This window comes from Microcella sp., from assembly GCF_040286215.1.
GTDB lineage: Bacteria > Actinomycetota > Actinomycetes > Actinomycetales > Microbacteriaceae > Microcella.
Genome location: NZ_JAVKCK010000009.1, coordinates 67,245 through 81,796 on the forward strand (window position 1 = coordinate 67,245; position 14,552 = coordinate 81,796).

Consider the following 14,552-nt stretch of genomic DNA (forward strand, 5'->3'; position numbering starts at 1 on the left):
CGCCGCCTGCCCTCGCGCGAGCCCCCACCCTCAGCAGCACCAACCCTCAGCACCATCCCTGCAGCACCATCCCTGCAGACCCCCATGCCCCACCGCGAGTGAGAGACCTGTGAGCAGCGTGAGCCACCACCCCGAGCACGACGAGAACGACTACGACTTCCGCCGCATCGAGGCGCACTGGGCGCCCGTGTGGGAGGAGCTCGCCCCGTTCTCCACCGCCGACGCCTCTGACGCCAAGCCCCGCAAGTACATCCTCGACATGTTCCCCTACCCCTCGGGTGACCTGCACATGGGGCACGCCGAGGTGTACGCCCTCGGCGACATCGTGGCCCGCTACTGGCGCCAACGGGGCTTCACCGTGCTGCACCCGATCGGCTGGGACTCGTTCGGCCTGCCCGCCGAGAACGCGGCCATCAAGCGCGGCGCCGACCCGCGAGAGTGGACCTACCAGAACATCGAGCAGCAGAAGGCCTCGATGAAGCGCTACGCGGCGAGCTTCGACTGGGATCGCGTGCTGCACACCTCCGACCCCGAGTACTACCGCTGGAACCAGTGGCTCTTCCTCGAGATGTACAAGAAGGGCCTCGCCTACCGCAAAGACAGCTGGGTCAACTGGGACCCGGTCGACCAGACGGTGCTCGCCAACGAGCAGGTGCTGCCCGACGGCACCTCCGACCGCTCGGGCGCCGTCGTGGTCAAGAAGAAGCTCACGCAGTGGTATTTCAAGATCACCGACTACGCCGACCGCCTGCTCGACGATCTCAACCAGCTGGAAGGCTCCTGGCCGGCCAAGGTGCTCTCCATGCAGCGCAACTGGATCGGCCGCTCGATCGGCGCCGACGTCGACTTCGTCATCGAGGGCCACCCCGAGCCGGTGACGGTGTTCACGACGCGCCCCGACACGCTGTTCGGCGCGACCTTCATGGTCGTGGCCCCCGACAGCGACCTCGCGGCCGAGCTCGCGAACGGTTCGACACCCGAAGTGCGGGCAGCCTTCCAGGAGTACCTCGAGCAGGCGCAGAAGAAGAGCGAGATCGATCGACAGGATGCCACGCGCGAGAAGACCGGCGTCTTCCTCGATCGCTGGGCGATCAACCCGGTCAGCGGGGAGCGCATCCCCGTGTGGGCCGCCGACTACGTGCTCGCCGACTACGGCCACGGCGCCATCATGGCCGTGCCCGCCCACGACCAGCGCGACCTCGACTTCGCGCGCACCTACGACCTGCCGATCCGCATGGTCGTCGACACGAGCGCGCCCATGACGGGCACCATCCCCGTCATCACGGAGGAGATGCTCGCCGAGGAGCCGCCGACGAACGACCCCGCCGTTACGGGGGAGGCGCTCGCCGGCGACGGACGCATGATCAACTCGGGCCCCCTCGACGGACTCAGCAAGTCGAACGCCATCAAGCGGGCGATCGAGCTGCTCGAGGAGCGCGGCACCGGCCGGGCATCCAAGACCTACCGCCTGCGCGACTGGCTCATCAGCCGCCAGCGGTACTGGGGCACGCCGATCCCGATCATGTACACCGAGGACGGCGACGAGGTGCCGATGGCGCAGGATGCCCTGCCCCTCGAACTGCCCTGGCAGGAGGGCATGGACCTCAAGCCGAAGGGCACCTCGCCCCTCGGCGGCCTCGAAGAGTGGGTGTCGACGACGACGCCGGACGGCCGGCCCGCACGCCGCGACACCGACACGATGGACACCTTCGTCGACTCCTCCTGGTACTTCCTGCGCTTCCTCGACCCGCACGACTCGACGAAGGCGTTCGACCCCGCCGAGGCCGAGAAGTGGGCGCCCGTCGACCAGTACATCGGTGGCGTCGAGCACGCGATTTTGCACCTGCTCTACGCGCGCTTCATCACGAAGGTGCTGTTCGACCTTGGCTACGTGAGCTTCACCGAGCCGTTCAGCGCGCTGCTGAACCAGGGCATGGTCATTCTCGACGGCGCGAAGATGTCGAAGTCGAAGGGCAACCTCGTCTACTTCACCGAGGAGCTCGACCAGTTCGGCGTCGACGCCGTGCGCCTCACCATGGCCTTCGCGGGCCCGCCGGAGGACGACATCGACTGGGCCGACGTGTCGGTCACGGGCTCGCAGAAGTTCCTCGCTCGCGCGTGGCGGCTCTCGGGCGAGGTCACCTCTCCCGTCGGCGCCGACCCGGAGACGGGCGACCAAGCGCTGCGCCGCGTCACCCACCGGTATCTGTCGGAGGTGCCGGGGCTGATCGAGGCCTTCAAGTTCAATGTGGGCGTGGCGCGCACCATGGAGCTCGTCAACGCGATCCGCAAGGCGATCGACTCGGGCCCCGGCGCGGGCGACCCCGCTGTTCGCGAGGCGGTCGAGGTCGTCGCCGTGGGGCTGTCGCTCTTCGCTCCGCACACCGCCGACGACATGTGGCAGCGCCTCGGGCACTTCGACGGCACCAAGCAGACCCTCGTTGCCTTCGCGGGCTGGCGCAAGGCCGACCCCCTTCTGCTCGTCGAGGAGCAGGTGACCGCGGTCGTGCAGGTCGACGGCAAGGTGCGCGACCGGCTCGAGGTGAGCCCGAAGATCGGCAACGAGGAGCTCGCCGAGCTCGCGCAGGCGTCAGCAGCCGTGCAGCGGGCCATCGGCGACCGGGAGATCGCGCAGGTGATCGCCCGCGCCCCGCGCGTTGTCAACATCGCGACCAAGAAGTAGCTCTCTCCCCGCATTGTCCGGCTACGCCCGTGTGCCTCGGGGGTGCGCCTAGCCTGCCCGCGTGAGCGAGCTTTCGTCGGGCCTCGGCGGCGAGTCCCTGCGGCGCGGCGTGCGCGTGCGGGCAGCCGTCACGGGCGTCGTCGTGCTCTCCCTTCTGGGTGTGGGGGCCGCCGTCGTCGCGGCGATCGTCACGCCGGGCGGCGAGGTGGTCGCGGTGGGTGAGGCTGGTGCGGCTGGCGGCGGGGCTGACGACGCCCGTGCTGACGGGGCCGGCGGGGATGCTGCGCTCGCGCCGCCCGGCGAGCCGGGCGTCCTCGAGTCGTCGCCGGAGGCCGCACGGCTCGTGCTGCACGTGCACGGCGCGGTCGCCGACCCTGGCATCGTCGAGCTGCCCGCGGGTGCGCGCGTCGTCGACGCGATCGCCGCCGCGCGCGGGCCCACCGACGACGCCGACCTGGGCGGGGTGAACCTTGCGCGTCTCGTGGTCGACGGGGAGCAGCTGTACGTGCCGCGGGTCGGCGAGGTGCCGCCGCCAGGTGCCGCCGCGCCCGATGATGCGGGAGGTTCCAGCTCGACGCTCGTGAACATCAACACCGCCGACGCCGCCGCGCTGGAAACGCTGCCCGGCATCGGGCCCGCGCTCGCAGGCCGCATCATCGCGTGGCGGCAGGCCAACGGCGGCTTTCGAGCGGTCGACGAACTGCTCGCGGTCTCCGGTATCGGGCAGACGACGCTCGACGGCTTCCGCGACCAGGTGACCCTGTGACCGACGCGCGCCTCGCCCTGCCGGTGCTACTCGGGTGGGTCGTCGTCGTGGTCGTGATCGGGCTGCCCGCGGCCGGAGCGGTGGGGTTCGGGGTCGCGGCTGCGGCGCTACTGGGCGCGCTCGCCGCCGAGTGGGGGCGGCGTCGAGACCGGGCGTACGACGCGATGGTCGTGCGCCGCATGCTCGCGTTCGCCCCTGCGCCTCTGCTCATCGTCGCGACGCTCGGCGCCGCGGTAGGTCTCGCCGCCTCGACGCGCGAGCCCGCTCCCGTGCGCGACGCCCTCGCGTCGGGGGAGCGACTCGAGGTGGTCGTGGCGCTCAAGCAGACGATCACCGGCGCGGCGGTCGGGGAGGTGGGCACCGCCGGGGGCTGGCGCGGAGCATCCGTCGATGCCCGCCTGGAGCGCGTGACCGATCGCGCGGGCGCCACCTACGCGGTGAGCGTGCCGGTGCGCCTGCTCGGGGTCGAGGCGCAGGGGCGCTGGCCGCTCGGTGTGCGCCTTGAGGGGGCGGTGCGGCTGATCGTCGTCGAGCCGGGAGACGACCGCGTCGCCCTCGCCCGCGTGCTCGGAGAGCTGCACCCGGTTCAGGGTGCTCCGCCGCTTCTGGGGGCGACGGATGCGCTGCGCGAGCGCTTCCTCGAGCTCATGCAGCCGTTCACGGGGGACGGGGCCGCGCTGCTGCCGGGCCTCGCGATCGGGGACACCTCGGCGGTGTCGGACGAGCTCGATGCCTCAATGAAGCGCAGCGCCCTGAGCCATCTCACGGCGGTGTCGGGCGCGAACTGCGCGATCGTCGTCGGCCTCGTGCTCGGCGTCGGCGCACTGCTGCGCTGGCCGCGGACGGTGCGCATCGGGGTCGCGCTGGCGACGCTCGGGGGTTTCGTGCTGCTCGTCACGCCCGAGCCGAGCGTCGTGCGCGCCGCCGTCATGGCCGCCGTCGTGCTGCTCGCGCTCGCGAGCGGTCGGCCCGCACAGGGTCTGCCCGTGCTGGCGGTCGCGGTGCTCGGCATTCTCGTGCTCGACCCGTGGATCGCGCGCTCGTACGGATTCGTGCTCTCGGTGCTCGCCACGGCCGCGCTGCTCGTGCTCGCCGGGCCGCTCACCGAACGACTGCGCACGGTCATGCCCACGCCGCTCGCGCTGTGGATCGCGGTGCCGCTCGCGGCGCAACTCGTGTGCCAGCCCGTGCTCATCCTTCTGGCGCCCGAGGTGCCGCTCACCGGCGTGCTCGCGAACGTGCTCGCGGCCCCCGCGGCACCGGTCGCGACGATCCTCGGAATGATCGCGTGCCTGCTCGCGCCCGTCGTGCCGCCGCTCGCGACTGTCGTCGCGGCCCTGGCGTGGCTGCCGTCGACGTGGATCGCTGGCGTTGCGACCGTCGCCTCGGGTGTGCCGGGATCGGTGCTGCCGTGGCCCGAAGGTGGTCTCGGCGCCGTGCTGCTCGCGGTGCTCACGCTCATGGGCCTGCTCGCGGTGGGCGTGCCGACCCGCCTCGGCTCGACACGGGTGCGTCGGCGCCTCGCTCTCGCGGGCGTTGCGCTGCTCGTGGTCGTCGCCGGGGCGACGGCGGGAGCCCACGCGCTCGCCCTCCTGCAGCGCCCCGCCGACTGGCGCATCGGGATGTGCGACGTGGGGCAGGGCGACGCCATTCTCGTGCGGCACGGCGGGCAGGTCGCGCTCATCGACACGGGGCGGGATGCTGCGCTCCTGCAGCGCTGCCTCGACACTCTCGGCATCCAGCGCCTCGACCTGCTCGTGCTCACGCACTTCGATGACGACCACGTCGGCGCCGTCGAGGTCGTGCACGGCCGTGCCGACCGCGTGCTCGTGGGCCCGACCGGGCGGCCCGCCGACGAGGCCGTGGTCGAGGGGCTCCTCGCCGCCGGGTCGACGGTGCACGAGGTCGCGGCCGGCGAGGCCGGGCAGCTCGGCGGCTACCGCTGGCGCGTGCTCGCGCCGCCCGACCACCGCGGGGTCGAGCCCGGTAACGACGCGAGCCTCGTGCTCGAGTGGCGCCCGGGGCCGCAGTGCACGGACTGCCCGAGCCTGCTGACCCTCGGCGACGTGGGTGCGGCCGGTCAGCGCGCGCTGCTCGAGGCCGTGCATCCGGTCGATGCGATCACGGTCGCCCACCACGGCGCGGCCGACCAGCATGCTGAGTTGTACGCCGTCGCCCAGCCCGCCGTCGCCCTCATCGGAGTCGGCGCCGACAACGGCTACGGCCACCCGACGCCCGAAGCGCTCGACGCGGTCGCCGCGGCGGGGGCGCTGGCCGCGCGCACCGACCTGCACGGCATTGTGCTGCTCGCGCCGGGCGAGCGGCCGGGCTCGTGGCTGCTGTGGACCGAGCGCGGAGTGCTCAGCCCGCACGAGCCAGCTGGGCGAGGCCCCGAGGTCGGCGGCGCTCAGTAGGCTGAGGGGGCCGCACTCCGGCACCCCCTGTACTTGCCTGACCTGCCCGAACTCGAGCGCCGAAGGAGCGTGATGGCCGCCACGAAGAGGTCGTCGGGTTCCGCGCGGGCGAAGGCGAGCATCCCGCAGATTGCGTGGCACGAGATCAGGTCGGCGCCCGTCGTTCTCGTCACCGGCCCCGAATCCTTCCTGGCCGACCGCGCGTCGACGATGCTTCGGGATGCCCTGCGTGGGCAGGATCCGAGCCTCGAGGTGCACGACCTGGGCGCCGACACCTACGCGCCCGGCGAGCTGCTCACTCTCGCGAGCCCCTCCCTGTTCGGGGAGCCGCGGCTGATCCGCGTGGCGAACGTCTCGACGTGCACCGACGCATTCCTTCAGGACGCGCTGTCGTTCCTCGAGCAGCCGGCCGACGACACCGTCGTGCTGCTGCGCCACGGCGGGGGAGTGCGCGGCAAGAAGCTGCTCGACGCGATCCGCGGCGGCGCCGGCGGCGGCATCGAGGTCATCTGCGCGGAGCTCAAGCGCGACAGCGACCGCGCCGACTTCGCGGCCGCCGAGTTTCGCCACGCGAGCCGGCCGATCGCGCCGCTCGCCATCCGCGCGCTCGTGAGCGCCTTCGGCGACGACCTGGGCGAGCTTGCGGGGGCGTGCCAGCAGCTCATGGCCGACACCGAGGGCGAGATCACCGAGCAGACGGTCACGAAGTACTACGGGGGCCGGGTGGAGACGAACGCCTTCGCCGTCGCCGATGCCGCGATCGCCGGGCGCCACGGCGAGGCCCTGGGGCTGCTGCGGCACGCGCTCGACACGGGCGCCGACCCCGTGCCGATGGTCGCGGCGTTCGCGATGAAGCTGCGCACTATGGCGAAGGTCGGCGGCACGCGCGGCGGAGGCGGGCAGGTCGCCTCGCAGCTCGGCCTCGCACCCTGGCAGGTCGACCGCGCCCGTCGCGACCTGCAGGGCTGGCAGGAGGCGGGGCTCGGCCGCGCGATCCTCGCCGCCGCCGAGTGCGACGCGCAGGTCAAGGGCGCGGGCCGCGACCCCGTCTTCGCCCTCGAGACCCTCGTGCGCGTCGTCGCGACCCGCGGCGAGGGCCACTAGCCCGCAGCCTCGGCGCGCGCCGGGCATCCCGCCCCGCCGCCGCGCCTGCCCGCGGCATGATCTCTGCCCTCGCCGTGCCGTCCCCACAATTCAGGAGTTTCTGTACGCAATCGTGCGCGACACGCCCCGCCAAGGCCCCTCACGCCCACATCCGGCAAGGGCACTCCTGAATTGCGGAGATCGACGAGCGCGAGCCGCTCGCGAGGCTGCGCTCCGGACCGCCGTGCCCGGCACCGCCGCCGAAGCTCCACAACTCAGGAGTGTTCGCAGAATAGACGCTTCGACACACCGCAGCCGGCCCCGTGAATGCCTGCCAGGCGCGCCGAATCCTGAATTGTGGAGACGCCCGAGGGGCGGACGGGATGCTCGGCACGAGCATCCCGAGGACAGCACGAGGCCCCGCCGACCCTGGTGGGTGCGGCGGGGCCTCGAGTGCTGTGGTGCGACGCGGAACGCGTGTGAGGCGGCGGCGTTAGAGCGCGGCGACCTGCTTGGCGATCGCCGACTTGCGGTTCGCAGCCTGGTTCTCGTGGATGACGCCCTTGCTGGCGGCCTTGTCGAGCTTCTTCGTGGCGACGACGAGGGCCTCCGAGGCGGCTGCCTTGTCGCCGGTGGCGATCGCGGCGTGCGTGCGGCGGATCGCCGTCTTGAGCTCGCTCTTGACCGCCTTGTTGCGCTCCTGCGCCTTGAGGTTGGTCTTGATGCGCTTGATCTGCGACTTGATGTTCGCCATGTATCGACTTTCGTGTGAGTGGATCGGTGTGAGTGACGCGGCCGGGGTGGGGGTTGCGCAGAGGTCGAGAGCGTGGTGCGCGCCGTGTGCTCTGTGACGAACTGTCCCAGCCGCATTCCGTGTCGAAAGAGAGAGGGCTTTCTGACACGCAAGCCAACAGGCAACATTACCAGGGTGGGGCGCCACGCGACAATCAGCCGGTTCGTCGGGCCCGTCGGTGCATGGGAGAATGAGTCACAATGTCCCCACGCGCTTCCACGACCCTCGCCCCCGCCGCGACCGACCCGACGCTGATTCGCAATTTCTGCATCATCGCGCACATCGACCACGGCAAGTCGACCCTGGCCGACCGCATGCTCGGCATCACGGGCATCGTCAGCGACCGCGAAGCGCGCGCGCAGTACCTGGATCGCATGGATATCGAGCGCGAGCGCGGCATCACGATCAAGTCGCAGGCGGTGCGGATGCCCTGGGCCCTGTCTCCCGCGCCCGGCGAGAAGCCGCAGACCTTTGCCTTGAACATGATCGACACCCCCGGTCACGTCGACTTCACCTACGAGGTGAGCCGCAGTCTGGCGGCCTGCGAGGGCGCGATTCTGCTCGTGGATGCCGCGCAGGGCATCGAGGCGCAGACGCTCGCGAACCTCTACCTCGCCCTCGAGAACGACCTGACGATCATTCCCGTGCTCAACAAGATCGACCTGCCCGCGGCCGACCCCGACAAGTATGCGCGCGAGCTCGCGAGCCTCATCGGCGGCTCGCCCGACGACGTGCTCCGGGTGAGCGGCAAGACCGGCCAGGGCGTCGACGAGCTGCTCGACCGCGTGGTCGAGCTGATTCCGCCGCCCACGGGTGACGCGACCGCTCCCGCGCGCGCGATGATCTTCGACTCGGTGTACGACGCGTACCGCGGCGTCATCACCTATGTGCGCATGGTCGACGGGCATCTGAGCCCTCGGGAGCGCATCCAGATGATGTCGACTCGGGCGACGCACGAGCTGCTCGAGATCGGCGTGAGCTCACCCGAACCAGTGCAGAGCAAGGGTCTCGGGGTGGGCGAGGTGGGCTACCTCATCACGGGCGTGAAGGATGTGCGCCTGTCGAAGGTGGGCGACACGATCACGAACGCGCAGAAGCCGGCCACGCAGGCGCTGCCCGGCTACACCGACCCCAAGCCCATGGTGTTCTCGGGCCTGTACCCGATCGACGGCAGCGACTACCCGGTGCTGCGGGAGGCGCTCGACAAGCTCAAGCTCTCTGACGCGAGCCTCAACTACGAGCCGGAGACCTCGGTCGCGCTCGGCTTCGGGTTCCGCTGCGGCTTCCTCGGCCTCCTGCACCTGGAGATCATCACCGAGCGCCTCGAGCGCGAGTTCGGCATCGACCTCATCTCGACGGCGCCGAGCGTGACCTACGAGGTCGTGACGGAGGACGGCAAGGAGTTCACGGTCACGAATCCGAGCGAGTTTCCGACCGGGGCGAAGATCGCGTCGGTCACCGAGCCGATGGTTGCGGCGGGCATCCTCGCGCCGAAGGACTACGTGGGCACGATCATGGAGCTGTGCCAGAGCCGGCGCGGGTCGCTCATCGGCATGGAGTACCTGGGCGAGGATCGTGTGGAGATCAAGTACACGATGCCGCTCGGCGAGATCGTGTTCGACTTCTTCGACCACCTCAAGAGCAAGACGGCCGGGTACGCGAGCCTCGACTACGAGCCGAGCGGCGACCAGGAGGCCGACCTCGTCAAGGTCGACATCCTGCTGCAGGGCGAGGCGGTGGATGCCTTCAGCGCGATCGTGCACCGCGAGAAGGCCTACGCCTACGGCGTGCTCATGACGGAGCGCCTCAAGAAGCTCATCCCGCGCCAGCAGTTCGAAGTGCCCATCCAGGCCGCGATCGGGGCCCGCATCATCGCGCGAGAGTCGATCAGCGCGATGCGCAAAGACGTGCTCGCCAAGTGCTACGGCGGTGACATCACCCGCAAGCGCAAGCTGCTCGAGAAGCAGAAAGAGGGCAAGAAGCGCATGAAGATGGTGGGCCGCGTCGAGGTGCCGCAAGAGGCCTTCATCGCGGCGCTCTCCGGCGACACGGAGAGCAAGAAGGACAAGAAGTAGCCAATGAGCTCGCGGGATGCGGCCAGAGCCGAGCAGGCGGTCACCTATGCGGCCGTCGGCGCGAGCCAGGCCCCCGACCTGCTGCAGTACCCGCCGGCCGGTTACCGCCCGCTCGAGATGCGCGGCCGCGTCGGCCACGGCGAGGAGCGCTGGCAGTGGGCGGTCGACGCCCTCCTCACGGGCGGGGTGTACCGCGGCGCCGGGATGGGCGTGCGCATGCGCGCCGTCGATGCGGGGGAGGCGGATCGCGCCTACCAGCCGGTGGAGTTCGCCGAGACCGGCGAGCCGCTCGAGCCCGCCGAGGTGGGTGCCGTCGAAGAGGTCTACACGGCGGACGGCGAGCGGCACCTGCGCCCGGGCGACATCATCGTCGTCGGCCTGGCCGTAGGGGAGCGCCTGTGGCTGCCTCTGCCGGGTCGCGTCGTGCTGCTGGAGCAGAGCGAGACCCGCGTCATGTACGCCGTCGGCACCCTGCCGGGTCACGCGTTCTCGGGCGAGGAGTCGTTCACCCTCGAGCGGGAGGAGAACGGCTCGGTGTGGCTCACCGTGCGCAGCTTCGCGCGGCCCGCCGCCTGGTGGGGCTGGCCCCTGCTGCCCGGTCTCCTGCTGGCCCGCACCCTCATCGCGCGGCGGTTCCTGCGGGCTCTCACGGTGCCGCTTGCCACTCAGGATCGCTGACATACTCTGAACGAGATGAGCAGCGAAACCCGTGCGGTGCAGGCTGAGCCGCGGCCCACGAGCAGCGGCGTCGGCCGCGTGCTCGTCGCCGTCTACGCGATCCTGGCGCTCGCCGCCCTCGGCCGGTCGGGATACCAGATCGCCACGAAGTTCGATGAGGCGCCGCTCGCTTACAGCCTCTCCGGCCTCGCGGCCGTCGTCTACGTGCTCGCCACGGTTGCGCTCGTCGCCCGCGGCCGCCGCTGGTTCCTCGTCGCGGCTGTCGCCATCGCCGTGGAGCTCGCCGGCGTGCTCATCGTCGGCGTCGTAAGCCTGCTCGCCCCGGAGGTCTTCCCCGACGACACCGTGTGGTCGGTGTTCGGTCGCGGTTACGCGTTCATCCCGCTCGTGCTGCCCGTGCTCGGCCTGCTGTGGCTGCGGCGCATCGCCGCGGTGCGGCGACGGGAGGCGGCCCCGTGAGCGGCGGCGCACCCGGCATCGTCGCTCGCGGACTCGACGCGCTGCCGCAGCCGCCCGTGCCCTCGATCGTGACGATCGGCAAGTTCGACGGCGTGCATCGTGGGCATCAGGCGGTTCTCGCCAGCCTGCGGGATGCCGCTGCCGGCCGCCGCACGGTGGTCGTCACGTTCGACCCTCATCCGCTGGCGGTGCTGCGACCCGAGCTCGCGCCGCCGCCGCTGCTCAGCATCGACCAAAGAACGGAGGCGCTGCTGGCCGCAGGCGTCGACCTCGTGCTCGTGCTCGACTTCACCCCGCAGTTTGCGGCGCTCAGCCCCGAGCAGTTCGTGCAGAGCGTGCTCGTCGGGGGACTCGCCGCGAGCGAGGTGCTCGTCGGTGCCGACTTCCGCTACGGCGCGCGCGGCGTCGGCACGGTCGAGACACTGCGCGATGCGGGGGAGCGCGACGGCTTCACGGTCGCGCTCGTCGACGACGTGTGCGAGGCGGGTGGCCGGCGCGTGTCGTCCACGGGCATCCGCGCCGATCTCGAGGCCGGTCGCATCGCCGAGGCGACAGAGGCGCTCGGCCGGCCCCCGCGCATCCGCTCCCTCGTCGTGCCGGGTCATCAGCGCGGGCGCGACCTCGGCTACCCGACCGCGAACCTCGCCCCCGGCGCGGAAGGTTACATTCCCGCGGACGGCGTGTACGCCTGCTGGTTGCACGTCGGCGGCGAGCGGTACGGCGCCGCCGTCTCGATCGGCAACAATCCCACGTTCGGCGACGTGCTCGAGAAGACCGTGGAGGCGCACGCGATCGACGTGACGCTCGACCTCTATGGCTCGATCGTCGAGCTCGACGTCATCGAGTACATCCGGCCGATGCGCAAGTTCGAGTCGGGGGACGCCCTCGCGGCGCAGATGGGCCTCGATGAGCTGCGCATCCGCGAGGTGCTCGGGCTCGCCGCCGAACCCGTCTGATCCTGCGGCGGGGTGGGCGACGCGGTGTCGCCGGCGCGCACCCTACTTGTCGGAGAGGAGCGACTTCAGCGGCACCTTCGCGCCGTTCTTGATGTTCTCGATGACCTCGTCGGGCACGTCCTTCACGAGGGGCACATCGAGGTCTCTCGCCCAGGTGCCGATCGTGTCGAGAATCTCGTCCGTGTCGAGTCCCGCGAGCGTCGGCTGAATCTGCTCCCAGAGGCCCTGGAGGGCATCCGGATCAAAGCCCTTGCCGCTCACGAGGTCGCCGACCACGTCGCCGATATCGCCGAGGTCGAATCCGTTGTTCTGCGCCATAGCGTGCTCCTGCCGTGTCGGGAGCCCGGCGGGCTCAATGCTGACGAGCCTAGGCCTCGTCGACGTGAGGCGGAACCCCGCCACGACCGGCGAGGAAGAGGACGATCGAGGATGCCGTGGCCGGCAGGGCCGGCCCCGAGCCCACCTGCCACTCGCTGTCGGTCGCGACGAGGGTGCGCGCCGTGAGGACGCTGCGGCGCGGAACCGGCGCCCGCACGGCGAGGTCGAGAGCGACGGCGCCGCTCGCGAAAGGATCGACGCCGAGGTCGACGTCGAGGGCGGTGCCGAGGTCGAGAGCGGCGACGAGGATCTCGCCGAATTCCCGCACCGAGCAGCGGGCCCGTGCGGTCGAGAGCTGCATGGCGGCCTCGCGCAGCGCGGATGCGAGACGGTCGGGGTCGAGCGCGGCGACCTCCGCGCTCGGCATCTCTTGCGCTCCGACGCGGGCGGCGAACCGCTGCCAGCCGCTCCATCGGCGCAGAGTGAGCAGCTCGCGCACCGCGGCATCGACGCTCACGGCGGGGCGCAGTGTCTCGCGACGCAGCGCCTCGGGTCGTGCGTCGAGCAGATTCGCGAGCGAGAGCAGCAGCCCGCTCGCGGGCCGCGCCCAGTTGCGCGTGACCTCGCCGTCCGCATCACGCGGGCGATTGCTCAGCGGCAGGAAGCGGCTCCAGTCGGTCACGGCACCACTGTACGGGGCGGCGCGCCCCCGCGATCTAGGATTGTGCGGTGCCCACCGACCCCGTGCTCTCCCGTCGCGGGGCCTCCCTCCTCGGTATCGCGGGCATCCTGCTCATCGCCGCGACGCTGCGCCTGCCGGTGGGAGCGCTGTCGCCGCTCGCCGAGCAGATCTCCGTCGACATCCCGCTCTCCGCCGCGGCCCTCGGCGTGCTCGGCATGATGCCGCCCATCGGCTTCGCGCTCTCCGGTCTCCTCGCGCCGCTCGTGGCGCGCCGGATCGGCCTCGAGACGACCCTGCTGCTCGCCGTCGCCATCATGATGGTCGGCCACGTCGCCCGAGCGCTGGCCGGCGGCTACCTGGTGCTGGTGCTCGGCAGCTTCATCGTGCTGCTCGGCGCGGGCTTCGGCAATGTGCTCCTACCGAGCGCCGTCAAGCGTTTCGCGCCGTTCGCCCTCGGCCCGATGACCGCCGCCTACGCGATGCTCATGGCTGCCGGCTCCGCGGTGCCGCCGACGCTGGCCGTGCCGCTCGCCGATTCGGTCGACTGGCGCTTCTCGCTCGGCTCGTGGGCGATCCTCGTCACTGCCGCACTCGTGCCGTGGGTGCTGCTCGCCGTGCGCGCCGCGCGCACCCGGGCGCGCGATCGAGCCGCCGACCCTGATGCCGTGATTCTCGAGCCGGACCCGCACCGTTTCGCCTCCCTGGCGCGCTCGCGCACGGTGTGGGGCATCACGATCCCGTTCACCATCTCCAGCATCTCCGCCTACGTGACCTTCGCCCTGCTACCGGTGATCCTGCAGGACGTGGCGGGCGTCACGGCCACCCAGGCCGGCTCGCTGCTCGCGGTGTTCGCCATCACCGGGCTGCCGCTCGCACTCCTCGCCCCGGTGCTCACGGCACGACTGCGCACCCCCACCGCGATCCTGGCGCTCTCGATGGGTCTGTTCTTGGTGGGCTACGGAGGCCTTCTGCTTGCGCCGCAGCCGCTCGTGCTGCTGTGGGTCGTGCTCATCGGGCTCGGTCAGATCACCTTCCCCATGTGCCTCACGCTCATGTCGCTGCGCACGCGCAGCGCGCCATCAGCGGCGAGCGTGAGCGGCTTCGTGCAGACGATCGGCTACGCGGTCGCCGCGATCGCTCCGCTCGCGCTGGGGGCGCTGCACGAGGTGACGGGGTCGTGGGCGCCGAGCCTCGTCGTCCTCCTCGTGACGGTCGCGCTCACCCTCGTCGCGATGCCGCTCCTCGCGGTGCGCGGCATCGTGGAGGACGAGCTCAGGGAACGAGCTCGCTGAGGTGCACGAGCGCCGCGGCGCCGATGAGCGGCCCCTCACCGCTCAACGATGAGGCGACGACGCGCGTCTTCGTCACGAAGCCGAAATCGCTGTGGTCGGCGACCGCGCGGCCGACAAGAGGGACGTACTGCTCGCTCACGTGGCTGAAGCCTCCACCGATGGCGACGACGTCGAGGTCGACGAGCGCGCTCGCGGAGGCGATGGCCCGGCCCACCGCCGTGGCGGAGCGCTCGATGGCGGCGAGGGCGATCGCGTCTCCCGCCCGCGCGGAGGCGGCGAGCTCCTCACCGGTCGAGCCCGCCCAGCCCTGCTCGGCCGCCCAGCGCACGGAGCGCGGTCCGGAGGCGACCCCT

Annotated in this window: 13 protein-coding genes; 9 read left to right on the forward strand and 4 right to left on the reverse strand. The window is 71.4% G+C overall.

Annotation, left to right across the window (positions count from 1 at the left end):
* Nucleotides 1-118 precede the first annotated feature (118 nt).
* The 4 genes from leuS (at nt 119) to holA (ending at nt 6,967) form a co-directional block, all read left to right on the forward strand.
* Nucleotides 119-2,683 (forward strand): leucine--tRNA ligase, encoded by a 2,565-nt coding sequence (leuS, locus tag RJQ01_RS04610; RefSeq protein ID WP_350475565.1) that lies wholly within the window; start codon nt 119-121, stop codon nt 2,681-2,683.
* 61 nt (nt 2,684-2,744) lie between these two features.
* Nucleotides 2,745-3,449, forward strand: a complete 705-nt coding sequence (locus RJQ01_RS04615; protein WP_350475551.1) for a ComEA family DNA-binding protein — start codon at nt 2,745-2,747, stop codon at nt 3,447-3,449.
* Nucleotides 3,446-5,863 (forward strand): ComEC/Rec2 family competence protein, encoded by a 2,418-nt coding sequence (locus RJQ01_RS04620; protein ID WP_350475552.1) that lies wholly within the window; start codon nt 3,446-3,448, stop codon nt 5,861-5,863. The genes RJQ01_RS04615 and RJQ01_RS04620 overlap by 4 nt, the downstream gene beginning before the upstream one ends.
* A 72-nt stretch (nt 5,864-5,935) precedes the next feature.
* On the forward strand, nt 5,936-6,967 hold the full coding sequence (holA, locus tag RJQ01_RS04625) for a DNA polymerase III subunit delta (RefSeq protein ID WP_350475553.1): 1,032 nt from the start codon (nt 5,936-5,938) through the stop codon (nt 6,965-6,967).
* A gap of 472 nt (nt 6,968-7,439) precedes the next feature.
* Here the strand turns inward: holA and rpsT are convergent, their stop codons facing one another.
* Nucleotides 7,440-7,700: a 30S ribosomal protein S20 gene (rpsT, locus tag RJQ01_RS04630; protein WP_350475554.1), complete on the reverse strand. Its 261-nt coding sequence runs from the start codon at nt 7,698-7,700 to the stop codon at nt 7,440-7,442.
* Between the two features lie 239 nt (nt 7,701-7,939).
* Between rpsT and lepA the strand changes: the two genes are divergently transcribed.
* The 4 genes from lepA to RJQ01_RS04650 are packed head-to-tail and all read left to right on the forward strand — an operon-like array spanning nt 7,940 to nt 11,907.
* Nucleotides 7,940-9,814: a translation elongation factor 4 gene (lepA, locus tag RJQ01_RS04635; RefSeq protein ID WP_350475555.1), complete on the forward strand. Its 1,875-nt coding sequence runs from the start codon at nt 7,940-7,942 to the stop codon at nt 9,812-9,814.
* Between the two features lie 3 nt (nt 9,815-9,817).
* On the forward strand, nt 9,818-10,492 hold the full coding sequence (locus RJQ01_RS04640; protein WP_350475556.1) for a DUF1990 domain-containing protein: 675 nt from the start codon (nt 9,818-9,820) through the stop codon (nt 10,490-10,492).
* Nucleotides 10,493-10,507: 15 nt separating this feature from the next.
* Nucleotides 10,508-10,951, forward strand: a complete 444-nt coding sequence (locus tag RJQ01_RS04645; protein WP_350475557.1) for a hypothetical protein — start codon at nt 10,508-10,510, stop codon at nt 10,949-10,951.
* Entirely contained in the window at nt 10,948-11,907 is a 960-nt protein-coding gene (locus tag RJQ01_RS04650; RefSeq protein WP_350475558.1) for a bifunctional riboflavin kinase/FAD synthetase, read from the forward strand. Before RJQ01_RS04645 ends, RJQ01_RS04650 begins: the two co-directional genes overlap by 4 nt.
* A 42-nt stretch (nt 11,908-11,949) precedes the next feature.
* Here RJQ01_RS04650 and RJQ01_RS04655 read toward each other — a convergent pair whose 3' ends face one another.
* Together RJQ01_RS04655 and RJQ01_RS04660 are read right to left on the reverse strand one after the other, a co-directional pair.
* Nucleotides 11,950-12,225 (reverse strand): hypothetical protein, encoded by a 276-nt coding sequence (locus tag RJQ01_RS04655; RefSeq protein WP_350475559.1) that lies wholly within the window; start codon nt 12,223-12,225, stop codon nt 11,950-11,952.
* Between the two features lie 49 nt (nt 12,226-12,274).
* Nucleotides 12,275-12,907, reverse strand: a complete 633-nt coding sequence (locus RJQ01_RS04660) for a hypothetical protein (RefSeq protein WP_350475560.1) — start codon at nt 12,905-12,907, stop codon at nt 12,275-12,277.
* Between the two features lie 47 nt (nt 12,908-12,954).
* On the opposite strand from RJQ01_RS04660, the gene RJQ01_RS04665 reads away from it, so the two are divergent.
* Nucleotides 12,955-14,199: an MFS transporter gene (locus RJQ01_RS04665; protein WP_350475561.1), complete on the forward strand. Its 1,245-nt coding sequence runs from the start codon at nt 12,955-12,957 to the stop codon at nt 14,197-14,199.
* Here the strand turns inward: RJQ01_RS04665 and RJQ01_RS04670 are convergent.
* A partial coding sequence (locus RJQ01_RS04670) for an ROK family protein (RefSeq protein ID WP_350475563.1) occupies nt 14,180-14,552 on the reverse strand: 373 nt, incomplete at its 5' end. The two genes, RJQ01_RS04665 and RJQ01_RS04670, sit on opposite strands and share 20 nt — an antisense overlap.